Origin of the sequence: Actinomadura rudentiformis (genome assembly GCF_008923185.1) — a bacterium.
Classification (GTDB): Bacteria; Actinomycetota; Actinomycetes; order Streptosporangiales; family Streptosporangiaceae; genus Spirillospora; species Spirillospora rudentiformis.
The window spans coordinates 490,856-516,614 of sequence record NZ_WBMT01000001.1; the positions used below are offsets into that span (position 1 = coordinate 490,856).

Consider the following 25,759-nt stretch of genomic DNA (forward strand, 5'->3'; position numbering starts at 1 on the left):
AACCGGTTCCAGCGGCCGGAGTCCGCGGTCAGAGCCCCGCCTGGTCGAGGATCAGCTTCAGCTCCGCGGCCCGGTGCGGCGTGATGGCGCCTTCCCTTTTCCGGGTTCCGACCTTCTCGCGCAGCTTGGCGACATGGTGGCGGAACAGATCGGGGTCGCCGGATCCGGAGTCGTCGAACGCCCCTCTGATCAGGTTGTGGAGGTCGACGCCGACGTCATCGCGAATCTGGTGAGCGGCCAGGCCCTGGTCGACGGCGAACCGGAACTTGCCGAGCATGTCCCTGAACCGGACCGGCAGCGGGGTCACCGGGATGCTCGGGCGTGACACGGTGGGACGGGGGCTGGTGGGCCGGTCGGGGCTCACGGTCGATGGGGTCGGGGAGGCGGAGCTGACCTCCGGAGGAGATGACGAGGGCGGCACCGGTTCCGGATTCGACGCGCCGGTCATCGCGGGCGGTCTGGGAACGGGCCGGCTCAGCAGGTCGGTGTCGTCGGTGAGCGCGGAGCTGATGGCGATCTGCAGCGTCGTCGCGGCCAGCGCCGCCACCACCAGCACCGCGAACGTCATCCAGGGCAGGCTCAATCGCCGCCGGCGTGGCGGTGTCTGCGTGTCTGCCGGCTGTTCGCCCGGCACCGTGGGCGCGTTCACGTGCGCGCGGTCGCCAGGACTCGGGTCAGGCGGTCGGCGGTGTCCTGGGCGAGCCCCTGCTCGCGCAGCCGGGTGGCGATCTTCTCCCGCAACTGGGTCAGTCGCTCAGGCAGGTCGACCTGCCGTCCCTGGAGGAGTTCGTTCCGCAGGTTGGTGATGACATTGCCGAGGTCGACCGCGACATCGGAACGGATCTTGCCCAGAGTGAACTCCCGGTCCACCATCGGCTTCAGCCGCCCCAGCACGTCCAGCGCCTGCATGCTGCCGGTCACTTCGGGGCGAATGATGGGAGCCGATTCTTCAGGGGACGGAAGGGTGGCCGAGGGCTGGGGGTCGGGCACCATTGGCGCAGAGTACACCGGTGTGGGCGTGGTCGCGGCTCGTTCCTCAGGAAGCGCCGCAGTGGCCGGTGGCCGATTCGCCGCGAGAGCGATGACGGCCCCTATCGCGGCGATGGCGAGAATGCCGAGGCGCGCAAGGGCCCATTCGCGTTTGCTGAGACCGGCGTACGCCGGTCGCGTTCGGACAGGCTCGCGGACCGGTGCCGCGACGAAACCCGTGGTGTCGAACGTGAGGGTGTCGAATGAGGCCGCTTTGGCACGGATGAGGATCTCCGCTGCCTCGTCGGCCGATGGCCTGATCGCAGGATCGGAAGCCCGGCAGCGGGTGGAGAGACGCGCCACCTCTTCCGGAACGTTCGCCGCCGGAAATGCCTCCAGGCATTCGTTCAGAACGGCACCGAAGGCGTAGATGTCGGCTTTTGCTCCGTCGTCGTCCTTGGCTGAGGGCGCCGAATCAGATTCTCGGTCAGAGTTCGCGTCGGATGCTTGGCCGGGCTCCGAGTCCGGTGACTGGCCGGACGCATCGTCAGCTGTCTGGCGCACAGCGGAGGATGTGCCGAAATCCACCAGCTTGACGCCGCCGGGGGCGAGGATCGCCTTGCTCGATCTCAGGTCACCGTGGTTCACGCCGTTCGCATGCGCCGCGGCCAGCGTGCTGGCGATCCGCCCGCACACCTCCAGCGCCTCGGCCAGCGCGAGAGGGGCTCTTTCGAGCCGCGCCTCGAGGTCCTCTCCTTCCAGGAACTCCGTCACGACGTAAGGGACGGGCCGGCCGTCGGCGTCACGCGTGCAGTCGAAGTCGTAGACCGTCGCGATGCCCGCATGGGTGAGACCGGCGGTCTTGCTCATCTGCCGCTGGAACGCCTGATGCCGGCCCGGGGTGATCGACCCCAGTGCCTTGACGATGATGATCCGGTCCAGCAGGTCGTCCCAGGCCCGCCACACCTCTCTGGCGCCGCCGCCGTCATCGAGACGCTCCACCAGCCGATATCGCTCATTGAGCTGCAATCCGGCTCGCACAAGACCCGCTTTCTCCGCAGAGGTAGTCGTCCTACTTGCCGGATCCATGGATCCGCCGACTCCATGGATCCCAGGTCAGGAAGTACGCACCGCGCGGGCCGGAGGTTCGGTGAGAAAGGGGCAGAGAAAGAGGAATTCGCGGACTATCTGCCGGCCGGTTCCATCAACAGCCGGTCCATGAGGAGATGGAGGTAGGCACGGAACGAGCGCGCGGCGCCCGGGTCATCGGCGGGGATCATCCCGCTCTTGGGGGCCATGAGGCCGGAGCCCATGAAGCCGTGCACGCACCACACCAAGGTCCCCAGAAGGTAGTAGGTGTCCACGTCCGGCGGCACCACGTTCCTTATCTCGGTGGCGGCCTGTTCCATCAGGGGACGCGAGAAGCGGTCCTCGAAGTCGGCTATGTCGGCGGCATCGGAGACCCAGCGATGCGTCCACAATGCGCGCATGTTGGGATGGCCCAAGTAGAAATCCAGGTACGCGTCGGCGAGCCGGTGGACGGCTGCGGGCCCGGGTTCGGCGGTCGCCATGGACTCCTGGAGCATGGCCTGCTCGGCCTCGAAGAATCGCTGCATCACCGACAGATAGAGCTCCCGCTTGCCGCCGGTCATCTCGGTGAGCTGGGCGCTGCTCACCCCCACGGCGTCGGCGATGAGCTGGAACGGGGTCCCGTCATAACTGAGCTCAGCGAACAGCCGGGTCGCAACATCGATGACCTGGTCACACGTCACAGGGTTCGCCATGCCATCACGGTATGGGGGACTCGGTAGAGAGCTGCCGTTCCCCCATTAAGGAACACGCAAATCACGTCCGCCACAACGCCCGGGCGCCGCCGATTCGAACCACGGCCCGCCGAAGCGCGTATGTATCGGAGATGTCATGCCCAAGCGGACGACGATGATGGCGGCGCCGTCCCCTGGCCACGAGGAGTGTTTTCCGTGTCGTCGGACTCCATCGATCCGGGCCTGCTGCGAAAGAACGCGCACAGCCCGTCCTTCTTCGCGCTCAAACGGGCCTCGGCGGGGCGAGCGGACCTCGTGGACTTCTGCATTCCGTGCAATCCGTACTTCCCGACGCCTGAGATGTTCGCCCAGCTGTCGGGCACCCTGGAGCAGATCCTCAAGTACTACCCGAGCGACGCGGACACCATCACCGCCGAGCTGTGCGCCACGCTCGGCCTCAACCCGCAGACGGTGGTGATGGGGAACGGCTCGACGGAGCTGATCACCTGGATCGACCACCTGCTGGTGAAGGAGAGCCTGGCCACGCCGATCCCGACCTTCGGGCGGTGGACCGACCAGCCGATGGAGACCGGCAAACGGGTGGACATGTTCCAGCTCCACGAGATGCGCAACTTCGAGTTCGAGGTGGACCACTTCGTGCAGTTCGTCCGGCAGCGCGGATCGCGCGTCGCCGTCATCTGCAACCCCAACAACCCCGACGGCGGGTACGTCCCCCGGCATGAGGTGGTCAGGATGCTCGACTGCCTGATCGACCTGGACCTCGTCGTGGTGGACGAGTCGTTCCTGGACTTCGTGAACGCCGAGGCGTACACGAGCGTCGCGGACGAGGCGCGGATCAGACCCAACGTGATCGTGCTCAAGAGCCTGGGTAAGAACTTCGGCCTGCACGGCATCAGGTTCGGCTACCTGGTGGCGAACCCGGCACTGGCGAAGGTCATCCGGGCGGCCCTGCCCAAGTGGAACCTCAACTCGTTCGCCGAGGTCGTGGTCTTCCTGCTGCGCGAGCACCGTCAGGAGTACGCCGAGAGCCTGCGACTGCTCGCCCGCGACCGGCTGGTGATGTCCCAGCAGCTCGCCTCGCTGCCCGGCCTGAGGGTCTTCCCGTCGCAGGGCAACTTCATCATGGTCAAGCTGCCGGACGGAAGGGACGGCGTCGGGCTGCGCGACTATCTGATCGAGCAGCATGGCGTGTTCGTCCGTGAGTGCGGCAACAAGCTGGGTTCCACCAGCCAGTTCCTGCGGCTGGTCGTCCGGCCGCAGAGCGACGTGCAGCGGCTCCTCGTCGGGCTGGGTTCGTACCTCTATGGCACAGCCTCCCCGTCCACGCTGGCGGGAGCCGTCCCGGACCTGGTCAACAGCACGGAGTTCGGGTCGTTCAACGGTGTCACTGACTCCAACGCCTTCAACGGCGCCCCGGAGCCGAACGCTTTCAGCGGCACGCCGGATCCCAACGCTTTCAGCGGCGTGCCGGAGCCGAACGCCTTCAGCGGCGCACCGGATCCAACCGCCTACAACGGCGTCACAGACCCCAACGCCTACAGCGCCGCCACGGACTCTGCCGCCTATAACGGCACCACGGACTCCCCGGCCTACACCACGGTCGACGAGTTGCGCTCCTACCTCGCCAGCAATCTCTCCAGCAACGCGGTGCCGGGCCAGGCCAATGGGAACGGCGCCGCTCAAGGGCCGGCCTACGAGTCGGACCGGTACGGCCGGTTCGAGCCCCAGGAGGCCCGCCCAGCCTGAAACGGTGAGTCCCAAGAGCGATGAGTTCCGAAGGTGAGGCCGGTCCTATCGGTCAACGGTTTCGCACCTACCGAGGAGGACGGGACAGATGGGCAAGTGGAGACGTCGGATCGGGATGCTGGCGGCCGGGCTCATGCTCGGCGGGCAGGCCGTGGGCGTCGCGGCCGCGGACGCGGCTGAGCGGCGGACGTACGAAGGAGAGATCGACGGCGCGAAGTACAAGGTCGTGGTGCCGGAGCGGTGGAACCGCACGCTGGTGCTCTACAGCCACGGCTACTATCCGGAGGGCTTTCCCGTCCCGGGCGGGGGCATCGCGCTGAGCAACCATCCGGAGACCGCGGAGTGGCTGCTCGATCACGGGTACGCGCTGGCGGCCTCGGAGTACAAGGGCAAGTACGGCTACACGGTCGAGCCGGCGTTGACGGACCAGATCGCGTTGCTGGACTGGTTCGGCGAGAACGTCGCCAAGCCGCGGCGGACCGTCGCGACCGGGCAGTCGATGGGCGGCATCGTCGCGACGTTGCTGGCCGAGCGGAACCCCGGCCGGTTCGCGGGCGTGGTGGACATCTGCGCGGCGTTCGACTTCAGCGGCTATATGAACGTCGCGCTGGATCTCAACTTCGCCGTCAAGACGCTTCTCGCGCCTGGCCAGGACATCGACCTCGTTCACCCCAAGGACCCCCAGGCCAGCGCGCAAGCCCTGTCGAACGCGATCGACGAGGCGCTCAAGACGCGCAAGGGACGGGCCCGGCTGGCGCTGGTGGGGTCGCTCGGCAACATCCCGGCCTGGTACTCCACCTACGACCGGAAGCCGACCAAGCTCGCCGAACAGATCCGGCAGCAGGCGACGTGGGTGCAGGGTGCCTACACCTTGGGCAACGGACCCATCGGTCGCGCGGACATCGAACGCCGCGCGGGCGGTAATCCCTCCTGGAACGTCGGCGTCGACTACGGACGGCAGCTGGCACGTTCAGGGCAGAAAGCCCTGGTCGCCAAGGCGTACAGGGCGGCCCGCCTCAGCGTGAAGGACGACCTGAAGCGGCTCGCCGGCGCTCCCCGCATCGCCGCGGATCCAGGGGCGGTCCCGTACCTCTTCCGCTACGGCGTCGCGCGGGGGACCACGCCCGCTCCCGTTCTCACCATTCACAACACCGGTGACGGCGGCGCCCCCGAGTACGGTCAGCGCTGGTACGCCGAGCAGGTCAAGCGGCACGGCGACCCGGCCAAGCTGCGTCAGACCTTTGTCGACCGGGGCAGCCACTGCGCGTTCACGGCCGCCGAGGAAGTCGTCACGATGCGCAATCTGATCGAACGGCTCGACACGGGCAAGTGGCCGGACCTCAGCCCCAAGCGCCTCAACCGGGCGGCGAGCACCTTCCCGCGGCCGTACCAGATCCCCATCGACTTCCTGACCGGCCAGGAGAAGGTCGTGAAGCCCGCCTTCACGACCTACAGCCCAGGCTTCCCGCTGCGCTCCTCGCGCTGACCACCAGCTTCCTGGACGGGCCACCACCTCCTGGACGGGCCACCTGCGGCCCGTCCAGGAGGCTCTCGCGTTACTGCCGGCAGAACTCGGTCTTGAGGACGGCGTCCTCCAACTTCTGCTCACCCCAGTCGCCGTTGCGGTTCATGGTGAGAACATGCTGGCCGTCGCGGGTGGCCGCCGTGCGGGACGCGGATCCAGGGAGCATGCCGCCGTGGCCCCAGACCCAGCAGCCCTTCCCAAGCCTGAACTTGCGGATGCCCAGGCCATAGCGGTCTTTCGCGCCGCCGTGCCCGTCCGCTCCCTCAACGCGGACGGTGCGGAACATCGCCCGGTGCTGCGCCGGGGGCAGCACGTCTCCGCGCATGAGCCGGGACAAGAAGGTGTTCACGTCCGCGGTGGTCGAGATGATCTCTCCTGCGGACCAGGCGACCGTGGGGCTGAACTCGGTGACATCACGGATCTTCGCGTTCGGGCCGTCCTCGAACAGCGTGGAGTAGTGGACCGCGTGCGGCGGCGGAAGCTGCGGGGAGGTGCCGGGCACGATGGTGTCGCTCAGCTCGAGCGGCTTGATGACCTTCTCCTTGACCTCGTCCGCAAAGCTGTTGCCGGTGACCTTCTCGATCACCATCCCGGCCAGGATGTAGTTGGTGTCGGAGTACTCCCAGCGGCCACGTTCGCCGGGCTGGAACACCGCCGGGTGCGTGAGCGCGATGTTCACCAGCTCGCGCGGGGCGATCCTGGTGTGGCGGTTCTTGTCGAACTCGTCCCCGGCGTATCTGGCACGGAAGCCCTCATCGTTGTTGTAGTTGAAGATCCCGCTGGTGTGGTTCAGCAGCCGCCGGATGGTGATCTTCTCGGGGTGGTAGCCGGTGCCGCGCACCACTCCGGGCAGCCACCGCTCGACGCTGTCGTCGAGCGACAACTCGCCGTCGGCCTCCAGCTTCAGCAGCACGGTCGCGGTGAACGGCTTGGTCATGCTGGCGATCCGGAACCTCTCGCCGGAGGCACGCGGACGACCGCCGATCTCGGCCACCCCCGCCGTCCCGTTCCACCTGTGGTCGCCGTTCTTCACTTCGGCGATCACACCGGGCGTGCCCTGCCGGACGATCGCGTCCAGCGCGGCCTGGGTGCGCGTGTGCGCTCGTGCGGTACCGGGGGAGTCGGCCAGGGCCAGGCCTGTCGCGGCGGCGGCGAGCACGCCCGCCGAGGCGAGGACGATCAATGAGCGGTGTGAATGATCCATGTGCCGAGCCAAGCGGCCGGGGGCCGGACGCACCATCGGGAATGCCCCGGAGACGGTCGTCGGGGTGCCCGGGCGCCCGCCGGCGGCGAGTGCCGACGTGCCTGGCGCCCGGGCCCGTGGCGTCCCATGCTCAGGTCGGAGAATGGCGGCCCGGCGTCATACTGCTCAGTGACGCCTCTGCTTCGCCTCCTGCGAGGGGAGGACCTTCGGCCCTGATCAAACTCAGCGATTGTCGGCGATGTGGTTGGCCGCGATGTACGCGAAGGTCATGGCGGGCCCGATGGTCGAGCCGGCACCGGCATAGCTGTGGCCCATGACGGCGGCGCTGGCGTTGCCCGCCGCGTAGAGGCCGGGGATGACGGCGCGGCCCGTGGTGAGCACGCGGGCGCTGGCGTCGGTCACCATGCCGCCCTTGGTCCCCAGATCACCGGGAACGATTTTGAACGCGTAGTACGGCGGCAACCACAGCGGGGCGAGACAGGAGTTCGGCTTGACGGCGGGGTCGGTGTAGTAGTGGTCGTAAGCGCTGTCACCCCGTTTGAAGTCGAGGTCCTTGCCGCTCGTGGCGAACCCGTTGAACCGGCTGATCGTGCTCTGCAGGGCGGCGCCGGGCACGCCCATGGCCGTGGCCAGCCCCGAGATCGACCAGGACTTGACGACCGCGCCGCTGTCGTACCACGCGCGCGGGAAGTCCAGAGTCGGCGCGATGTCCTTGAAGAGGTAGCGGTTGCGGTAGTTCTGGTCGATGACCATCCAGGAGGGGATGCACGGCGCGGTGGGGTTCTTGTCGTACATGACATGGACGACGTCGCTGTAGGGGGCTGCCTCGTTCACGAAACGCGCGCCCTGCCGGTTGACGATGATGCTGCCCGGCAGGGTGCGTTCGGCCAGGCAGAAGTACGGCTCGCCGGGCAGCGGGATCGCCGGTCCCCACCAGGCGTCGTCCATCAGCGCGACCGCGGCGCCGGCCTCCAGGCCGGCCTCGATGCCGTCGCCGGTGTTGGAGTCGGCGCCGACGGTCCAGTCGGTGCCGATGGGCTGCCGCTGGTACTGCTTGCGCATGCTCGCGTTGTGCTCGAAGCCGCCGGAGCCGACGACGACGCCGTACCGGGCCTTGACCAGGGTCTGCGTGCCGTTGCGGGTCACCAGCACGCCGGTGACGCGACCTGCGTCCACGCGCAGGTCGATGAGCGGGCTGTTCAGCCAGACGGGCACGCCGGCCTGGAGCAGCCCGGCACGCAGGGCCCCGGCCAGCGACTGGCCCATGGTGAGCGGCTTCTTGCCCTGGCTGACGGCCTGTGACCACCGGGTGTACGTCTCCAGCGCGAGCGCGGCTCCCTTGGCGTTGACCAGGGCGAGATTGAGCCACTTGTAGTCGCCGCTGTAAACGACCTGTCCGTTGGGCACCGGGATGTAGGCCGGGTTCAGGTTGGCCAGCTCCGCGCCGAGGAGTTTGCCGTCGAACATGTCCGGCTCGATGGACCGGCCGTTCGGCATGCCGCCGGGCAGCTCGGGATAGTAGTCGGAATAGCCCTCCATGAAGCGGAAGCGCAGCGGGCTGTTCCGCATGACGAAGGAGATCATCGCCGGGCCGTTGCCGAGGAACGCCGCCCGCCGGTCGGCGGGCACCTCGTTCCCCACGACCGCGGCGAGGTACGCGGCGGCCTTGGCCGGGGTGTCCGGTACGCCCGCGGCGAGGATGACCTGGTTGTTGGGGATCCAGATGCCCGCGCCGGACCGGGCCGCCGAGCCGCCGAACTTCGCCGCCTTCTCGACCACGAGCGTGCTCAGCCCGCGCTTCGCCGCGGTCAGCGCGGCGGTCATGCCGGCGGCGCCGGCGCCGACCACCACGACGTCGTACTCCGGCGCGTCGGCGGTGTCGGCGTGGGCCGCGACGCTGCCGAGCACGTGCGAACCGAGGAGGATCCCGGCCCCGCCGGCGGCCGCGCCGCGCAGGACGGCACGGCGGGTGGGGCGAGGGGTCTGGTCAGGCTGAGGAGTCTGGTCATTCTGAGGGGTCTGGTCAGGCACGGCGGTCCCTTTCGCGCGAGGTGACGGTCGGATTCGACGGCGCCTCGCGCCCGGCACCATGTGACGGCGATCACGTGATCGCCGTCACAACGGCAAGCATGCGCTTGGTTGTTATTCCTGTCAACGGAGCGGCGCCCCGGCTCGGACCAAAGCCGGGGCGCCAGAGGGGCAGGGGCCTATCGGCCGCCTCCGATGATGCGCAGGATGGTCGCGCGGAAGTAGGTGACGTCACCGTAGATGGCGGGGGAGATGGCGCACGTGCCGGCCGTGCCGCGGCTGGTCGCGCCGACGAGTTGCCAGCTGCCCGGTCCGCCGATCACAGCGGGACCGCCGGAGTCGCCATAGCAGGCCCCGCGGCCGCCGCCGCCGTTGATGCACAGCTCGCTGGCGCCGCTGATGCCGCTGCAGCGGGAGTCGGCGAGGATGCTGGTGTCGAGCTGGCGCAGGCCGACCGGTGCCGAGCCGCAGCCGCGGGTCGAGCAGGTCTGGCCCCAGCCGATGATCCGGGTGGAGGAGCCGACCGGCGCACTGGTCGCGATCGGCGCGGGCGTCCGGGTGGAGGCGGTGCTCAGCGTCAGCAACGCCACGTCGGCGCCGAGCGTCTGGCGGCCCGAGACCCTGCGGACCTCGCCGCCCGACGTGCGGTTGGTGGTGCCGATCCGCACCTGGTACGGCGTGCCGCAGTGGGAGGCGGTGACGACGTGCCGCGGGCCGACCAGCGTGCCGCCGCAGCTGTGGCTGCCGCTGGAGCTCTGCAGGGAGGCCATCCATGAGTAGGTCTCGGTCGCGGGCACGCCGCCCACGATCATCGGGGTCGGCGGCGGGGTGGGGTTCTCCTGCGCGAGCGACGTCCCGGCGAACGCCACGACCGCGGCCGGGGCGGCAAGCGCGCTTGCCAGTAGAGTCTTCATGCGCATAAGTGCTCCTCGCAATTCCGGCGCGCTGCGCGTCACCGTTCGGGGAAACCGAACGGTAGACGTGCGAGCCGAATCCGTAAATGGGGCCGGGTATGCGAAGAACGCATTGAACGACGTCGTCAGCACTTTTTAAGTGTTTCTATTAATTTAACAGCCTGCCGGCCCGTCATCACGACGCCGTTGAATGCGGCAGCCTAAAGTCCGCCCGCACGCGAAGTCGGGCATTTTCCAGAAGTGTCAGGGCCGGTCGTCGCGGTCAATGCCCGACCGGGCCCGCAGCCAGCCGATGCCCGCCGCCAGAACGGGCGGGACGGTGATCAGCGTGGCCAGGGCGGTTCAAACGACGGGCTTGATCTGGGGCGGACCGGGGTGGGGGCCGTGTGTCATGGTCGATGGGTGGCGGGGTCTTCGATAGGGCGGTCGTTGAACAGGTAGAACGCAGCTGTTGAACGGGTAGAACTCGGTGTCAGGGGGGATCGGGCATGGTGACTGATGAGGTGGTGCTGGACTTCGCGCGAGTCTGGGTGGAGTTTCCCGATCCGGCCGACGGGGAGCAGGTCTTCCGCTGCGACATGACCTGGCTGACCTCACGATGGAACTGCGTGTTCGGCCATGGCTGCCAGGGCATCGTGGCCGGGCGGGCGAGTGACGGATGTTGCTCGCTGGGAGCCCATTTCGCCGACGAGGAGGACGAGGAACGGGTGCTTGAGCAGGCTTCGCGGCTGACCCCCGAGACCTGGCAACACCATCGATCCGGCGACGGCATCGTCAAGAACACCCGGAACGGCGGCCGCCAGACAAGGATCGTCGACGGGGCGTGCGTCTTCCTCAACCGCCCCGGTTTCCCGGGCGGGGAGGGCTGCGCCCTGCACCTGCTGGCCCTCCGCGAAGCCCGCGAGCCGCTGGAGTTCAAACCGGACGTCTGCTGGCAGTTGCCGATCCGCCGTACGTTCGAGTGGGTGGACCGGCCGGACGGCACCCGGGTCCTGGTGGTGACCATCACCGAGTACGACAGGCGCACGTGGGGGAGCGGCGGGCACGACCTGCACTGGTGGTGCACCGGGGCGCGGTCGGCTCACGGAGCCGGCGAGCCCCTCTACCTCTCCTACCGTCCCGAGCTGATCGCCCTGATGGGGCGGCGCGCCTACCGGGAGCTGGCCGGGCGGTGCGAGCGGCATCTGGCCGCCTCGCTTCCGGTGGCACCCCACCCGGCCGATCCCACCTGATCAACGGCGCAAGGTTCCCGCAAGGTCGGCGCCAGAGTCCGTCCGTAGCGTTGTTTTCGTGACGATTCTGGTGACCGGGGCGACCGGCAACATGGGTGTGCCGCTGGTTCGCGAGCTTTGCCGGCTGGGGCGGGAACCGCGGGTGACCACGCGGAACGCACGCAGGGCGAATTCCCTTCTTCCAGAGGGCGTGGAAATTGTCGAAGGTGACCTGAGGGAGCCCGAGTTCCTGGACCGGGCTTTGCGCGGAGTCGACAAGCTCTTCCTTTTTCTCGAAGCCGGTGATCCGTCCCGTGTCCTCAGGGCGGCCGGCCGGTCCGGGGTGCCCTACGTCGTCCTCGTGACGTCCTTGCTGGCCGAGACCCGCCCGCGATCATTCGTGGGCCGGCTCGCGCTGGAGACCGAACGAGTGATGCGGGAGGGCGGGTTCCGAGGGACCGTGCTGAGGCCGTGGGAGTACGCGTCCAACACGTTCGCCTGGGCCCGGGACATCAGGGAGGACGACGTCGTCCGGCAGCCGAGCGGGGGCCTTCCGTCGCCGGTCATAGCCCCGGAGGACGTCGCCGCGGTCGCGGCCCGTGCCCTGGTCGAGAACCACGACGGGCGGACGTACGCGCTCACCGGCCCGGCGGAGGTCACCGCCGGGGACAAGGTCCGTGCCCTCGGGGCGGCCCTGGGGCGCGAGCTGTCGTTCCAGGAGACCGCGGACCCCGATCTGATGGAGAAGATCCGGACCTCTCCCGAGGAGGTCGCCGAGAGCTTCGGCGTGTGCTTCATGGAAAGCCCCGGCGTGCGTTCCACCGTCCGGGACATCACCGGTCGTCCGCCCCGCTCGTTCACCGAATGGGCAGAGGACCACGCCGAATCCTTCAAATAGCCGGGCCGAACGAAAGGTCCCTTTTTCAGGTGAGCGGCGACATTGGTTTCGGGCACGCCAAGGCCTACCCCGAAGAGCGGGTCTGACCGCGCATGCCCAGGACAGGCGAGCCACTCGGTGGTTCGGCGAGCCCTCCCATCGCGGCAATTGGCGGCGTTCATCGCCGATGTGAAGGGATGGGAATGACCGACGAACGGATCCGCGCGTTCCCCAACGCCACGGGGCCGGTGTACTTCGACGAGGAGACGAACGTCTACGTCGTCTCCTCCCACGAGGCCGCGAAGAAGGTCCTGCAGGACTCCGGGTTCAGCAGCGACCGGGCCGACAACCTGGACCTCGTCGCCCGGCTGGGCAACATGGACGAGCTCCCGTCCCTGGTCAGCGCGATGCTGGCGCTCTTCACCGACGGGCCGACGCACGACAGGCTCCGGTACCACGTCGCCCGCAGGTTCACCCCGAAGCGCGTGGCCGCGATGCGGCCGCGGGTCGGGGCCATCATCGACGCGGCGCTGGACGGCGTGGACGGGCTCGACGAGTTCGACGTCATCGCCGACCTGGCGTACCCGATCACGGTCGGCATCATCTCCGAGATGCTCGACATCGGCGTCGACGGCGCGGCGGTCGTGCTGGGGTTCGCGAGCCGGATCGTCGCGTTCATGGAACTGCGGCCGACCGACCGGCAGCTGCTCGACGCCAGCGAGGCGGCGCGGAACTGCTCGCTGTTCCTGCTGCCGATCCTCACCGAACGGCGCGAGTCGCCCGGCGACGACCTGCTCAGCGCGCTCCTGACGATGGAGATCGACGGCGATCGCCTGCTGGTCGAGGAGGTGCTCACCATGGTCGTGCTGCTGATGATCGCCGGCCATGAGGCCCCCGCGCACTTCATCGCGAACGGTGTCATGGCGCTGCTGGCGAACCCGCCGGAACGACGGCGGCTGCAGGAGAACCCCTACCTCTACGGGGCCGCGGTGGAGGAGCTCCTGCGGCTGCACCACCCGGTCAACTACCTGAGCCGGACCGCCACCAAGGACCAGGTGCTGGCCGGGCATCACCTGCCCGCGGGCAGCCAGGTCGTCGTGGACCTGGCCGCGGTCAACCGGGATCCAGCCCGGTACCAGGACCCGGAACGCTTCGACATGCTGCGCAGCGATCCAGGCCATCTCTCGTTCGGCACCGGAGTGCACTACTGCGTCGGCCGCGCGCTCGGCCGGCTGGAGGCCGAGGAGACGCTGCGGCGGCTGTTCGGCCGCTTCCCCGATCTGACCCTGGCGGACACCGATCTCACCAGGCGCGCGTCCGCCACGTTCCACGCCCTCGACCGGCTCCCCGTGAACCCGAAACCACTGGCGTGAGGCCCACGCGGGAGGGGACCACCATGGACACCCAGGCGAGCGTGGCATGGAACCTGTTGGCCACCTACGTTCATCCGGCCACGGCGTAGTGAAGCTCACGCTGACGACCGGGCGCCGGGGGCAGTTCACGGACCAGATCGCCGAGCGAGAGGCGCGGGTCGGCGAGCAGCCGTGCGCTCGCCGCGCGGAGGGCCTGCGGCACGCCCGCGCAGGCGTCCGCCAGTTCCCGGGCGGCCGTGATCTCCGCGCGGACACGGTTCTCACCGAGCATCGCGTTCAACATCGCGAGGGACTCGTCCACGGTGAGGGCGGCCACCGAGTGCCGCCGGGCACCTGGGAGCTCGCCCAGCGCCGACCGGCTGGTGATGAGCACGGCGGCGCTCGGCGTTCCGGGCAGCAGGGCCCTGACCTCCTGGACGTTCCGGGCGCCGTCCAGGACCAGCAGGACACGCCGGTCGGAGATCCGGGCCCGGAGCACCGCGGCGCGCGCCTCGGCGGACCGGGGGAGCGCGTTCGCGGGGACGCCGATCGCGATCAGCAGGTCCGCCAGCACGTCGGCGACCGGCTTGGGCTCGGTGCCCGCCGACGGGCCGTCGCCGTTCAGCGCCACGTACCACTGCCCGTCGGGAAAGGACGGGCGGAGCTCGTGCGCGACGCGGACCGCCAGCTCGGTCTTGCCCACGCCCTCCGGGCCCCACACCACCGTCACTCTCGGCCCGTGCACGTCGGCGAGGCCGTCGACCAGCAGCCTCCGGTCGAGGTCACGGGCGGCGAAGTCGGCCGCCGCCGGCGGCAGCTGGCACATCCGCTCCCAGGCCCGGACGGTCACGGCGGGACGGCTGGGCTCCGAGGCACCCGCCGGATCGAGCGCGGGGTCGGCCCGCAGGATCCTCGTGTGCAGATCGCGCAGCTCGGTGCCGGGTTCGATGCCCAGTTCCTCGTCCAGCAGCCGCCGGACGTCGGTGAACGCGGCCAGTGCCTCCGCCTGCCGGTTGGCGCGGTACAGCGCCAGCATCAGCCGGCTCCAGAAGCACTCCTGGAGCGGGTGGTTCCGGGTCAGATCCCGGAGCTGCCCCACGACCTGCGTGTGGCCGCCGGAGTCCAGGTCGAGGTCGATCTGCCGGCGGATGGTCTCCAGCCGCACCTCCTCCAGCTTGGGGACCAGCGAATGGTGCAGCACCGGCGAGGGCACGTCGGCGAGCGCCGGTCCGCGCCAGAGGGCCAGTGCCTTGCCGAGGCGCGTCCGCTCGGCGAGCCGTTCGCCCCGTTCACGTGCCTGGCCGGCCTCTTTGCGGAGGGCGTGGAACTCGTGCAGGTCCAGCTCGCCGGGAGCGGTCTCGATCAGGTAGCCCGAACTCGTCGTGCGGATGACGTCGGAGTCGCCCAGTGAGAGCCGGAGCCGTTTCACCATCGCGTAGAGCGACGACCTCGCGGTACGGGGAGGTACCTCCCACACATACTCGATGAGCTTGTCCACGGGAACGGTCTCGTTCGCATGGAGCAGGAGCGCCGCCGCTATCGTCCGCTCCTTGCCGGCGGTGACCGTCCGCGGGGAGCCACCCACGTTCAGTTGCAAGCTCCCCAAGACCGAGAATCTCCGGGTGACACGGGCCACCATCGTCTGCCCCCTTGAAACGACGAATCCGGGCTTCCACGAGCTTCCACTCAAAGTGGGCCCTACCTGCGGCGGCAATCGTTCGGACGGAAATGGACGGGATCGGACGATCTTGAACGGGGGCCATGCTGCGGCCTGAATCGGTCCTGCCTTCCGTACAGGTATGAAAGCGTTTGCTCTACCATGGCCGCGGTTAGTCACAACAAGGGCCATGGGGGACATGGACGCCGCCGTAACACCGCCGCCGGGCGATGGCGCCGGACCGTGCCCGTACCAAGGACTGGCGCCGTTCGAGGCCGACAGGACCGAGCTTTTCTTCGGGCGTGCGAGGGCGACTCGCAGCCTCCTCGACCGCCTCGGGCCTCGTGTCCGGGAACGCGGTTCCATCCTGCTGGTCTCCGGCGCGTCGGGTGTGGGCAAGTCGTCGCTCCTGCGCGCGGGGATGATCCCGGCACTGGCGGAGGGGATGCTGCCGGTCGACGGATCGCAGCGCTGGCCGTGCCTGCTCCTCACCCCGACTTCGAATCCGGCACGGGCGCTGGCCGAGGCGTGGGCTGCGACGTACGGCGGATCCGTCGACAAGGTGGAGGAGTGGCTCCGGGATGACCCGGGGTCGGCCCTGGCGGGCCCTCTCACACCGGACGGCCGTCTGGTGCTGGTGGTCGACCAGTTCGAGGAGCTCTTCACCCTGGTGACCGGCGAGCAGGAGCGCCAGTCCTTCGTCAGGATCCTGCACGCCCTCGCCAACGGACCCACGCGGGCCGCGGTGGTCATCGGCCTGCGCGCGGACTACTGGGACAGGTGTGCGGCGTACCCGCAGTTCGCCGAGGCGATCCAGGACGGCCAGGTCATCGTCGAGCCCATGACCGAGGCGGACCTGCGGCTGGCCATCACCGGCCCCGCGTCGGCGGTGAGCCTGAAGATCGAGCCCGGCCTGGTGGAGACCATCCTTGGTGACCTGCGCGCGGACAGGTCACCTGACGACAGGTTCGACCCGGGTGCCCTGCCTCTCCTTTCGCAGGCCTTGCGCAACACCTGGCACAAGCGGGAGAACGGCCGTCTGACCATCCGGAGTTACGAGGAGGCAGGACAGGTCCGCGACTCCGTGCGCCGCACGGCCGACGAGGTCGTGCAGGGGCTCCCGGCGGAGGACCGCAAGATCGCCTTCAAGCTCTTCCGCCGCATGACGGTGATCACTGCGGGGGGCCGGGCGGCGCGGCGGCCGGTCACGCTCGCCGAGCTCCACGCCGCCGCCTTCGCGCCGTCCATACCCGCGGCGGAACGGCGGGACCGGGTCGGCGCGCTGCTGTCGGCGTTCGCCGACCAGCGCCTGATCACCCTGCACGAGGAGACCGTCGAGATCGCGCACGACGCGCTCCTGACCGCCTGGCCCGCCCTCCGGCAGTGGATCGATCCCGACCTGACCGCGCAGACGGTCTACGAAGGCCTCCTCGACGACGCCGGTCAGTGGGCCGAGCACGGCCGCGACCCCGCGTACCTCTACCGGGGAGTCCGGCTGCTGTCGGTCGACGACAGCCGGCCGCGATGGGAGAGCGACCCGGTCAGCTTCCCGCCACCGGGCCCGACGGCGGAGGCGTTCCTCGCGGCGTCCACCCGGGAGGCCCGCCGCGCCGGGCGCCGCCGTCGCGTCATCATGGCCGTCCTCGCGGTGTCGTCGGTCCTCACCCTCATCGCCGCCGTCGCCGCCTTCGCCGCCGCGAACGACGCCGACCGCCAGCGCGACCTGGCGATCTCGCGCCAGCTCGCCGCCCAGAGCGAGGTCGCCGACGATCCGGTCGCCGCGTCGCTGCTGGCCGTGGCGGCATGGCGGATCGCGCCCACCGTCGAGGCCCGCCACCGCCTGCTGGCCGCGGCGGCGCGCCCGGGCAGGGGAACGCTGAAGGGGCACGGCTCGGACGTCCGGACCGTGGTGTTCAGCCCCGACGGCAAGCGCGTGGCCACCGGAAGCGAGGACGGCACCGCACGGCTCTGGGATCCCGTGACGCGCCGTCAGATCGGCGCCCCGTTCGCCCACCCCAAAACGGAGTGTTCGACCTCGGGCGTCAAGGCGGTCCTCGGGCTCCAGGGCCGGATGCTGGCCACGGCCTGCCTCGGGACGGTCCGGTTCTGGGACGTCGCCGCGCACCGGGAGGTGGGCGCCCCGCTGGACGGTGGCGGGGTCGTGTCGGCGCTCGCGTTCGCCCCGGACGGGAGGACTCTCGCGATCGCGACCCTGAAGGGCACTGTCCGGTTGTACGACGTGACCGCGCGCCGCTGGAGCGGAGCTCGCATGGGCCGCGAAGCCCCAGGCCTGATCGGAGTGAACCCCGTCCACGCGGTGGTCTTCACCCCCGACGGGAAGCGCCTGGCCACGGCGAGCGCGGACAAGACCGCGCGGCTCTACGACACCGCGACCTCCAAGCAGATCGGTGAGCCGTTCGAAGGGCACACCCGCGAGGTCAACGACGTGGCCCTGAGCCCGGACGGAACGACCCTCGCGACCGCGGGCGCGGACCGCACCGTCCGGTTGTGGAACATGGACACCCACCGCCAGATCGGCACCCCCCTGATGAACTCCCAGGGCGCGGCGGCCTTCCAGTCGGTCGCCTACGGTCCGGACGGTACGAGGCTCGCCACCGGAGGCAGCGACGGCGCCACCCGCTTCTGGGACGTGACCACCCACCAGCAGGTCGGGGTGGCGCTGGACGAGAGCCACTTCACCGTCCGGCGGGTGGCGTTCAGCCCCGACGGGAGGTTCGTCGCCGCCGCCGGCGCCGACGGGGTGGTGCGGCTGGGAGACCCGGTGACCTACCAGCAGATCGGCGGAGCCCTGCGCGGATCGACCACGGTGGCGCTGAGCCCCGACGGCAGGACGCTGGCGGCGAGCGGCCCCGAGGGCTCCGGGACCGCGATCCGGCTCTGGGACGTGGCCTCCCGGCGTCCGATCGGCAACCCGGAGGACCCCGCGAACGGGCGTCCGGCGAGCGGAGGTCCGGCGGTCAAGCGCGCAGGCATCTACGGCATCGGCTTCAGCAAGGACGGGCGCACCGTCGCCTCCGTCGGCTCGGACGGAGTGCGGACGTGGGACACGGCGAGCGGGCGGCAGACCGGCCCCGTCGCGCAGCTCGGGCGGCGCATGGGCCTGGTGGAGTTCAGCCCGGACGGGAGGCTCCTCGCCGTCCAGCTGAACGACGCCATCCTGTTCTGGGACGTCGGGGCACGCCGCGAGACCCGCCCCCGGATCCGCGTTCCCGGGCACACCGAGGTTCTGTCGGCGATGGCGGTCAGCCCCGACGGCAACACCCTGGCGACCGCCGGCTTCGACCGCAAGGTGCGCGTCTTCGACATCGCGACAGGCCGCCCTCGCGGCGGTCCGCTCGCCGTCACGTCCAACGGCCTCGTCGACGCCCTCGCGTTCAGCCCCAACGGCGTGACATTGGCGATCACCGCCGACGACGAGTCCGTGCGGCTGTGGGACCTGGTGCGCGGCCGCCCGGTCGGGGCCGCCCTGACCGGCTTCGACAGCGCCGTCACCACGATCGCGTTCAGCTCGGACGGCGCGGCGCTGGCCACGGGGGCCATGGACGGCTCCATACGGCTGTGGGATCTGCTGACCTATCGCCAGGTGGGGCATCCGCTGACCAGCCGTGTCCGCGGGGGCGTGAGCGGGATCGCCTACGGCCGGGACGGACGGACCGTGGCCGCGGCCAGCGCCGAGGCCGTGCGGCTCTGGAACGTGGCGCTGCCGGCCGATCTGGCCGCCGCCGCATGCGCGAACGCCGGCCGGTCGTTCACGCGCGAAGAGTGGGAACGCTACGTGCCCCAGGAGGCGTTCCGCGAGATATGTCACTGAGCGTACAGGCCGGCTTGGAGAACGACTCCCACGTGGACGGGCGAGGCAAGGATGTTCCTTCGAGGTTTCCGGCGCCGGACGGGCCGTCCCGTCCCGGAACTGGCCGGGCTGTTCCGCTCGATCGTGGCCGAGAGCCGGGAGATCCACCCGATGGCCGCGGACTTCCTCGACCACTTCATGGACGGCGCCGGCGCCTCCAGGTCGATGTCGCGACGATGGCTGCGCTCGTTCCGTGTGATCAGGAAGGCCGAGCGCAAGAACCAGCGCAGGTTCGAACGGCAGCTCACGCGGGCGGCGCGGCAGCTGCCCGACGGCGAGTCGACCTGGGTGAAGGACCACTGGGACGCACGGATCAACGCGTTCATCGGCACCGAGCTCTTCTACGTCAGCAGGATGAGCCAGCTGCGCTCGCGCGGGTCGTTCGTCCTCACCCGGACCGGACCGGACGTGCGGGTGTCCGGCACGGTCCGCCACCACTGGTTCGACCCCTATGACTGGGATCGCGGCCGCTGGGTCTATATTCCGCGCCACGGGTTCGTCCCCATCGCGGTCGGCAGGGAACTCGTCGAGTCCGACGAGGCGCGCAACTTCCTGATGGAGTCACATCACGTCCAGACGCTGGTGGGCACGTGCCGGGACGGCGGCCGGTGGCCGCGACGGGAGAGGGCGACGTTCGAATGGGCACTGGTGGAGACTGAGCCCCGATGACCGCGAGCACCCCCCGTCCTCCCGATCCCAGCAGGGCCCGTACGACGGCCGACTTCGTCCAGGCGCTGGTGAGCCTCAGGCAATGGGCGGGTGAGCCGTCGCTGAGCAGGCTGCGCTCCCTCGGCGGCCAGACGGTGATTCCGGACGGCACCGCGATCGACGCGCTGCCGAAGAGCACGATCTCGCATGTGCTGCGGCAGACGGGCAAGGTGCCGCGGTGGGACTTCGTCAAGGCCTTCGTCACCGCGTGCCTGCAGTACAGCGACTACCCGGCCGAGCTCATCCCCGTCGAGCTCGAACGCTGGCGTGCCGCGAGGACGGCCTTGGCCGACCCGTCGACCCGCCCGCCCGCCTCAGCGGCCCCTCCAGATGCTCCGGCGGAGGAGGCCGCAGCGCCGGGGACCGCGGAAGCGCCGGCGGCCGTGGCGGTGCCGGAGGCGGTCAAGACCTGGATCATGGCTCAGGTGGAGGCCTCCGACCGCCCCCATGACGACCAGGCCCTCGAGCTCCTGGCGCGGCGCGTGGCGGGCGAGGCGGACAGGGCGCGCAAGGGACTGCTCGGCGGCTACAACATCGCCCCGATCTCCTTCGGCCCGCACGCCGGGCCGCTCCTCCCCGGCGAGGAGGGCGAGGTGACCGACGACCTGCGCTCGATCGGCCGGTACTTCAACGGACTGCGGCCACGGCGCCTGCTCGTCGTGGGGGAGTCGGGGGCGGGCAAGACGGTGCTCGCCATCGAGCTCGTGCTGCAGCTGATGGAGACCTTCAGGGCGGGCGGCGCGCCGCCCGGCGGGCGCCCGATGGTCCCGGTACGCCTCGACGCGGCCCGCTGGACGCTGGGAACCCCGTTCGAACCCTGGATCGCAGGGCAGCTGACGCAGGAATACGGGCTCCCGGCCGACGACGCGGCCCGGCTCGTACGCGATCGCCGGGTGCTGCCGGTGGTGGACGGGCTGGACGAGCTGGACCCCGCGCCCTCCAGCGGTCCGCCGCGCCGCGCCATCGGCCTGCTGGCCGAGCTCAACCGGTACAGCGACCTGTCCGGACGGCACGCGGGGGCGGTGGTCGTGACCTGCCGCGCCGACCGTTACGCCGAGCTGGCCGAAGTCCGGGCCGGTCTCGAGGACGCCGCCCGGATCCACCTGCACTCCCTGACCGCCGAGCAGATCGGCGCCTACCTGCGCGCCCGCTGGCCCGAGGGCCATCCGTGCGGCGAGCAGCGCGACAGCATCGTCACGATGTTGTCCGGACCGGCGGCCGTGCACCTCGCGCTGGCCACGCCGTGGCGGCTGCTGCTGACCGTGACCGCCGTGGAGTCCGGCGCCGACCCGGCCGAGCTGCTGCAGGCCGACCCGGACACCGACCCCGGCAAGGCGGCGGCCCGGATCACCCGGCGGCTGCTCGACGCGTACGTCCCGGCGGCGACCGACCTGACCCCGCGCGGTGCTCACCCGGGGGCGGTGGGGCGTAGCCAAGGGGGCGGAACACGGGCTCCGTACCGTCCCGAACAGGTGCGCACCTGGCTTGTGCATCTCGCCGCGCACCTGCGCTGGCAGGCCGTCCATGCCGTCGAGATCGACCGGCCCCCGCCCGGTCTGACGGCGATCGACGTCGTCCCGCACCTGCTATGGCCGATCGGTGGTCGGCGCCGGGTCCGGGCCCTGCACGGACTGTGCTGCGCGGCGTTCGCGGTCGTCGCCATGCTGGCGTTCTGGACGGGCTCCGCCGTCGACCCACCTGACGGCCCGGGCGCCGGCATCGGTCTCGCCGAGGGTTTCACGTTGGCGCTCATGGCGGGCTGGGTCGCCATCGCGACCGGGCTGGCGTTGTCGCCGTGGCCGTCGGCCGCGGGTGGGCGGGCCAACGTGCCACGCCGCCAGCGGGTGATCGGTGGCCTGCTCGGCGGGCTGGTGGGCGCACCGGCCGGAGTGCTCGGCGGCCTGGGCGGGCTCTGGCTCACCGGTGGCAAGGTCTTCGGTTTCGGCTTCGCCGTCGTCGGGGGCTTCATCGGAGGCTTCGTCCTCGGCGCTGTCATCGGGGTGACCGCCGCGGGGCGGCGCGGGGCCGAGCGCATGACCGTCGCCGAGGCGATCCGGGCCGAGCCCGCCAGCCTCATGGGGTTCGGGCTGTGCGGCGCGCTCACCGGGCTGCCGCCGTTGCGGCTCGCCGGGGCCGGTCCGGTCGCGTTCACCCTCGTGGTCACCGGCGCCTTCGCCGCGGCGTTCGCGCTCGGCGTCGCCTTCAAGATCGCCACAGGCGGCTGGAGCACGGACGCGGAGCTGGCCCACCCCCGCGAGGCCCTGCACCGCAACCCGACGATCGGGCTGGCGTTCGGCCTCACCGGCGGCGTCGCCGCGTTCCTGGTGTTCGTCATGAACCAGGACCTCCTCGTCTCCGTTCTCTGCGCGCTCACCGGCGGTGTGACGTTCGGGCTCGCCTTCGGCGCGATCGCCTGGTCCCGCACCATGATCGGCTTGCTCGTCGCCGCCTCTCGCGGCCTGCTCCCGCTCCGCCTGTGGACGTTCCTGGACTGGGCCTGTGAGGCGCGCCTGCTCCGCGTCAGCGGCGCCACCTACCAGTTCCGTCATCGGGAGCTTCAGGACTTCCTCACTCCCGAGCCCGAGCCCGCCGACGCCCACGACGGTTCCCGCCGGTAGGCCGCAGCGTGATGGCTCAGAACGGGCCGAGCAGGTTCCACTGCCAGAGGAACCACGCGAGGGCCGACAGGCCGGCGAGCAGGCCGACCTGATGGACGCGGGCGACGGGACCGGCGCCCGAACCTCGCCACCCTGCGACGGTGAAGAACGACGCGAAGGCGGCCATCAGGAGCACGGCGACGAGCAGCACTCCCAGGTTGAACGGCAGAGTCTCGGCGGTGCCCATCAGCTGGTACGCGGGGCCGTCGGTCGCGGCATACCGGTGGCCGTCAGGTCCGGCGAGGAACACGAGGTGGTCCCTTCCGCCGCGGTGCGTGTAAAGGCCGTCGGCCCGGGGCGTCCACGTCTCGCCCGTCAGCTTCTCGGCCGTGAACGGCTGAGCTTGCGGCTCGGTCGTTCACACCTCGTTGCGCTCCCCTTCGCGGCTGGCTGCCGTGCCGGGGTCGCATCACCTTTCCCCTGTTCTGGGGTCGGGTCGGGCATGCTGACGAATGCCCACGCCGTGCGCGCCCGTTGGCGGACGTTCACGGCGGCGATGTGGTCGGCGGGGCCAGCGAGCCCGCATCGACGACAGCAGAAGCGGTCCCGATCGGGACGGTTGTTGCGTGCGACGTGCCCGCAGCGCGGGCAGGTCTGCGAGGTGTAGGCCGGATCCACCTCGATGCAGGGCACCCCGGCCCGCTGGGCCTTGTAGGCCAGGAAGGTGCCGAGCTGGTGGAACGGCCAACTGGAGAGCGTGGCCCGCTGGTGCCGCTTGAGCCGTACCCGGTCACGGATCCCGCGCAGTTCTTCGAGCGCGATCCCGCGTCCGGTGCGTTGGGCATCGGCCACGATCTGCTTACTGATCTTGTGGTTCTCGTTCGTGGCGTGGCGGCCCTCGCGGGCCTTTCGCCGTGTCAGTCGGCGGGCCGCTGAGCGTGACCCCGCCGTCTTCTTCTTTTGCAGTTCGGCGCGCCGCCGGGCTTGCGCCCGCCGATACTTCTTCAGGCCCTTGCCCTGGTGATTGGTGCCGTCGCAGGTGGTCGCCAGGTTCACGATCCCCTGTCCACTCCGATCCAGTCGACCGGTTCGTAGGGCTCAGCCTCTTGGATCTGGCAGGTGGCGTACAGGAACCACATGCCGTCCCGCAGCACCAGGTCCGACTCGCCCTTGCGATGCTCGGCCAGAGTCGTCAGGTGGGACGGCTTGCCGGTGAACACGATGCCCTGCATCCGGCCGTGGACGGTCCAGATCGACACCGTACGCGCATCCATCTGCCAGGACAGGCACCGGTCATCGAACGGCTGCGACGCATCAGGCCGGAACGCGACCGGCTTGGATTCCGCCTTGCGGCGGCGTTTGGAGCTCTCTGCGCCCAGCAGCCCGGCGTCGATCTGGGCGTGCAGCGTGGTGTAGGCGTCAGCGGTCTTACGGATCACATGCAACGCCGGCTGCGCCGACAGCCCAAGCGCCTTCACCTGGTGATACAGCAGCTTCTGCAACCCGGTCCGGGTGAATACCCGCTGCCGGTTGGCCACGCCTGACACATGATTGGCAACCGTGTTGCAGGCGTGCAGAGTCGCCTCCAGCGCCGCCGCCTGCTCAAGCGTCGGCAGCAGCTTGACTTGCACCACCAGTTTCACGGCACAAACATAGCGTTCCGCTATGAAGTATTTACTCAGAGTCGCCAAACGATCGCCTATATCACCAAGACTCCACCGGAAGTTTCGCGGCGGGCGCCTTGTCGGGCAATCCGGGGCCTGTGATCGTCGGCCTGTATTCGGGTGGTGCTTACATTCCGCTCCGACACGCGTGGATGCCTCACGCCGGAGAACGCGCTGTGGATGGCCGTCGCCGCCGCACTCGTGACGGCGGCGGGCACGTACGTGGCCACGCGGCGGGCGCTGGCCGAGTCGTGGCGTGAACGGGCGGAGAGCGCGGAGGCCGGCCGAAGGCTGCGCGACGAGCAGGCCCGCGCCGGCGAACGTGCCCGGATCGCCCGGGAGATGCATGACGTGCTGGCCCACAAGGTCTCCCTGATCGCCCTCCACGCCGGCGCGCTCGAACTCACCGCGAGCGAGGGTTCCGCCCGGGTCCAGGAAGGAGCCGCACTGATCCGGGTCACCGCCAGGGAGGCACTCCAGGAGCTCCGCTATGTCCTGGACGCGCTCCGCACGGACGAGCCGCCCCCGGACGAGCCGTTCTCGGATCTGGGATCTCTGGTCGGCGCTGCGATCCAGGCCGGTCAGCGGGTCGAGCTCGACGATCGGGCCGGGCCGCTGCCACCGGTCATGGCCCGCGTCGTCTTCCGCGTCGTTCAGGAAGGACTCACCAACGCCCGCAAGCACGCACCGCACTCCCGGACCACCGTCACCGTGGACCGCGGCGACGGCGGCACGGTGACCGTCACCGTCCACAACACCGCTGGCGACCGGGCCGGCGACCTGCCCGGATCGGGAGCCGGTCTCGTCGGGCTCGCCGAGCGGGTCCGCCTGGTCGGCGGCACGCTGCAGAGCGGCCCGGCCGGCTCCGGTGGCTGGCGGCTGCGCGCCGACCTCCCCTGGCGCGACCACGGGGTGGACGAGACACCGCTGAGCGACGCGTCGTGATCACGGTCCTGCTCGTCGACGACGAGGCCCTCGTGCGCGCGGGCCTGCGCATGATCCTGGAGACGGCGGACGACCTGACGGTGATCGGCGAGGCCGCCACCGGCCGGGAGGCCATCGACCTGGTCGGCCGGGCCGGGCCCGACGTCGTCCTGATGGACATCCGCATGCCCGGCCTCGACGGGCTCACCGCCACCGCGGCGATCCGTGCCCGGAACCGTCCACCGGCGGTGATAGTGCTCACCACGTTCGACACCGACGACGCGGTCTTCCGGGCACTGGAAGCGGGGGCGACGGGCTTCCTCCTCAAGGACACCCCTCCCCGCGACCTCCTGCAAGCCGTACGGCAGGCGGCGGCGGGGGACGCGATGCTCTCGCCCCAGGTGACCCGGCGTGTGATCGACCGTGTCACCGCCCAGGACCGGAGCCGGCGCCGGCGTGAGGCACTGGACCGGCTGCACGCGCTCACCGAACGGGAACGCGAGGTGCTCGTCCAGATCGGCCTCGGTCACGCGAACGCCGCCATCGCCGCCAACCTGCACATGAGCGAGGCCACTGTGAAGAGCCACATCTCCCGGCTTTTCGACAAGCTGGCCGCCACCAACAGGGTGCAGCTGGCCATCGCGGCCTTCCGCGCAGGCATCGTCGAGTGAATCCCGAAATCGGACCTGTATCGCGGGACGGAATCGGCCCTGCCGTGACGTCCGATT

20 protein-coding genes are annotated in these 25,759 nt (G+C 70.2%); 10 read left to right on the forward strand and 10 right to left on the reverse strand.

Features of this window, described 5'->3' with window-relative positions; all coding sequences use genetic code 11:
• Positions 1 to 28: 28 nt before the first annotated feature.
• The 3 genes from F8566_RS02375 to F8566_RS02385 all read right to left on the reverse strand — a co-directional run bounded on the left by F8566_RS02375 (position 29) and on the right by F8566_RS02385 (position 2,753).
• A complete protein-coding gene (locus F8566_RS02375; RefSeq protein WP_151557465.1) occupies positions 29 to 568 on the reverse strand; it encodes a hypothetical protein in 540 nt (179 codons plus the stop codon).
• 77 nt (positions 569 to 645) lie between these two features.
• Positions 646 to 1,971: a protein kinase gene (locus F8566_RS02380; RefSeq protein WP_192809470.1), complete on the reverse strand. Its 1,326-nt coding sequence runs from the start codon at positions 1,969 to 1,971 to the stop codon at positions 646 to 648.
• Positions 1,972 to 2,153: 182 nt separating this feature from the next.
• Positions 2,154 to 2,753 (reverse strand): TetR/AcrR family transcriptional regulator, encoded by a 600-nt coding sequence (locus F8566_RS02385; protein ID WP_151557469.1) that lies wholly within the window; start codon positions 2,751 to 2,753, stop codon positions 2,154 to 2,156.
• 195 nt (positions 2,754 to 2,948) lie between these two features.
• On the opposite strand from F8566_RS02385, the gene F8566_RS02390 reads away from it, so the two are divergent.
• On the forward strand, positions 2,949 to 4,499 hold the full coding sequence (locus F8566_RS02390; protein WP_225992779.1) for a pyridoxal phosphate-dependent aminotransferase: 1,551 nt from the start codon (positions 2,949 to 2,951) through the stop codon (positions 4,497 to 4,499).
• An 88-nt stretch (positions 4,500 to 4,587) separates the two neighbouring features.
• Entirely contained in the window at positions 4,588 to 5,985 is a 1,398-nt protein-coding gene (locus F8566_RS02395; RefSeq protein WP_225992780.1) for an alpha/beta hydrolase family protein, read from the forward strand.
• A gap of 70 nt (positions 5,986 to 6,055) precedes the next feature.
• Here the strand turns inward: F8566_RS02395 and F8566_RS02400 are convergent, their stop codons facing one another.
• The 3 genes from F8566_RS02400 to F8566_RS02410 form a co-directional block, all read right to left on the reverse strand.
• Entirely contained in the window at positions 6,056 to 7,228 is a 1,173-nt protein-coding gene (locus tag F8566_RS02400) for a serine hydrolase domain-containing protein (RefSeq protein ID WP_151557473.1), read from the reverse strand.
• A 222-nt stretch (positions 7,229 to 7,450) separates the two neighbouring features.
• Entirely contained in the window at positions 7,451 to 9,259 is a 1,809-nt protein-coding gene (gene kstD / locus F8566_RS02405; protein WP_318836383.1) for a 3-oxosteroid 1-dehydrogenase, read from the reverse strand.
• Between the two features lie 176 nt (positions 9,260 to 9,435).
• On the reverse strand, positions 9,436 to 10,170 hold the full coding sequence (locus F8566_RS02410) for a S1 family peptidase (RefSeq protein ID WP_225992781.1): 735 nt from the start codon (positions 10,168 to 10,170) through the stop codon (positions 9,436 to 9,438).
• 488 nt (positions 10,171 to 10,658) lie between these two features.
• On the opposite strand from F8566_RS02410, the gene F8566_RS02415 reads away from it, so the two are divergent.
• The 3 genes from F8566_RS02415 (at position 10,659) to F8566_RS02425 (ending at position 13,631) form a co-directional block, all read left to right on the forward strand.
• On the forward strand, positions 10,659 to 11,402 hold the full coding sequence (locus F8566_RS02415) for a hypothetical protein (protein WP_225992782.1): 744 nt from the start codon (positions 10,659 to 10,661) through the stop codon (positions 11,400 to 11,402).
• Between the two features lie 58 nt (positions 11,403 to 11,460).
• Positions 11,461 to 12,279, forward strand: coding sequence for an SDR family oxidoreductase (locus F8566_RS02420; RefSeq protein WP_151557478.1), 819 nt, complete (start codon positions 11,461 to 11,463; stop codon positions 12,277 to 12,279).
• A 182-nt stretch (positions 12,280 to 12,461) separates the two neighbouring features.
• The gene (locus tag F8566_RS02425; protein WP_192809471.1) at positions 12,462 to 13,631 is read left to right on the forward strand and encodes a cytochrome P450; all 1,170 of its coding nucleotides are present in this window, start codon (positions 12,462 to 12,464) and stop codon (positions 13,629 to 13,631) included.
• Positions 13,632 to 13,701: 70 nt separating this feature from the next.
• On the opposite strand, the gene F8566_RS49610 is transcribed toward F8566_RS02425, so the two are convergent.
• Complete coding sequence (locus F8566_RS49610; RefSeq protein WP_192809472.1) at positions 13,702 to 15,216, reverse strand: AfsR/SARP family transcriptional regulator; 1,515 nt, start codon at positions 15,214 to 15,216, stop codon at positions 13,702 to 13,704.
• Positions 15,217 to 15,466: 250 nt separating this feature from the next.
• On the opposite strand from F8566_RS49610, the gene F8566_RS02440 reads away from it, so the two are divergent.
• Genes F8566_RS02440 through F8566_RS02450 form a run of 3 tightly spaced genes read left to right on the forward strand, consistent with a single transcriptional unit; the run spans position 15,467 to position 22,464 of the window.
• Positions 15,467 to 19,099 (forward strand): NACHT and WD repeat domain-containing protein, encoded by a 3,633-nt coding sequence (locus F8566_RS02440; RefSeq protein WP_192809473.1) that lies wholly within the window; start codon positions 15,467 to 15,469, stop codon positions 19,097 to 19,099.
• A gap of 51 nt (positions 19,100 to 19,150) precedes the next feature.
• Entirely contained in the window at positions 19,151 to 19,807 is a 657-nt protein-coding gene (locus tag F8566_RS02445) for a hypothetical protein (RefSeq protein WP_151557484.1), read from the forward strand.
• Entirely contained in the window at positions 19,804 to 22,464 is a 2,661-nt protein-coding gene (locus F8566_RS02450; protein WP_151557486.1) for an NACHT domain-containing protein, read from the forward strand. Before F8566_RS02445 ends, F8566_RS02450 begins: the two co-directional genes overlap by 4 nt.
• 16 nt (positions 22,465 to 22,480) lie before the next feature.
• On the opposite strand, the gene F8566_RS02455 is transcribed toward F8566_RS02450, so the two are convergent.
• From F8566_RS02455 to F8566_RS50810, 3 genes are all read right to left on the reverse strand, one after another.
• Complete coding sequence (locus F8566_RS02455; protein WP_151557488.1) at positions 22,481 to 22,753, reverse strand: hypothetical protein; 273 nt, start codon at positions 22,751 to 22,753, stop codon at positions 22,481 to 22,483.
• A 65-nt stretch (positions 22,754 to 22,818) separates the two neighbouring features.
• Positions 22,819 to 23,499, reverse strand: coding sequence for an RNA-guided endonuclease InsQ/TnpB family protein (locus tag F8566_RS50805; protein ID WP_225992783.1), 681 nt, complete (start codon positions 23,497 to 23,499; stop codon positions 22,819 to 22,821).
• The gene (locus F8566_RS50810; protein ID WP_225992784.1) at positions 23,496 to 24,086 is read right to left on the reverse strand and encodes a hypothetical protein; all 591 of its coding nucleotides are present in this window, start codon (positions 24,084 to 24,086) and stop codon (positions 23,496 to 23,498) included. Before F8566_RS50810 ends, F8566_RS50805 begins: the two co-directional genes overlap by 4 nt.
• Positions 24,087 to 24,230: 144 nt before the next feature.
• On the opposite strand from F8566_RS50810, the gene F8566_RS02465 reads away from it, so the two are divergent.
• Both F8566_RS02465 and F8566_RS02470 read left to right on the forward strand, forming a co-directional pair.
• Positions 24,231 to 25,052: a sensor histidine kinase gene (locus F8566_RS02465; RefSeq protein WP_151557490.1), complete on the forward strand. Its 822-nt coding sequence runs from the start codon at positions 24,231 to 24,233 to the stop codon at positions 25,050 to 25,052.
• Positions 25,049 to 25,702, forward strand: a complete 654-nt coding sequence (locus F8566_RS02470) for a response regulator (RefSeq protein ID WP_151557492.1) — start codon at positions 25,049 to 25,051, stop codon at positions 25,700 to 25,702. Before F8566_RS02465 ends, F8566_RS02470 begins: the two co-directional genes overlap by 4 nt.
• Positions 25,703 to 25,759: the final 57 nt, after the last annotated feature.

Bases quoted from the DNA above. Each gene is read 5' to 3' on its own strand.
- F8566_RS02375 (WP_151557465.1), bottom strand. From the start codon at position 568: ATGACGTTCGCGGTGCTGGTGGTGGCGGCGCTGGCCGCGACGACGCTG.
- F8566_RS02385 (WP_151557469.1), bottom strand. From the start codon at position 2,753: ATGGCGAACCCTGTGACGTGTGACCAGGTCATCGATGTTGCGACCCGG.
- F8566_RS02395 (WP_225992780.1), top strand. From the start codon at position 4,588: ATGGGCAAGTGGAGACGTCGGATCGGGATGCTGGCGGCCGGGCTCATG.
- F8566_RS02400 (WP_151557473.1), bottom strand. From the start codon at position 7,228: ATGGATCATTCACACCGCTCATTGATCGTCCTCGCCTCGGCGGGCGTG.
- F8566_RS02410 (WP_225992781.1), bottom strand. From the start codon at position 10,170: ATGAAGACTCTACTGGCAAGCGCGCTTGCCGCCCCGGCCGCGGTCGTG.
- F8566_RS02415 (WP_225992782.1), top strand. From the start codon at position 10,659: ATGGTGACTGATGAGGTGGTGCTGGACTTCGCGCGAGTCTGGGTGGAG.
- F8566_RS02425 (WP_192809471.1), top strand. From the start codon at position 12,462: ATGACCGACGAACGGATCCGCGCGTTCCCCAACGCCACGGGGCCGGTG.
- F8566_RS02440 (WP_192809473.1), top strand. From the start codon at position 15,467: ATGGACGCCGCCGTAACACCGCCGCCGGGCGATGGCGCCGGACCGTGC.
- F8566_RS02445 (WP_151557484.1), top strand. From the start codon at position 19,151: ATGTTCCTTCGAGGTTTCCGGCGCCGGACGGGCCGTCCCGTCCCGGAA.
- F8566_RS02450 (WP_151557486.1), top strand. From the start codon at position 19,804: ATGACCGCGAGCACCCCCCGTCCTCCCGATCCCAGCAGGGCCCGTACG.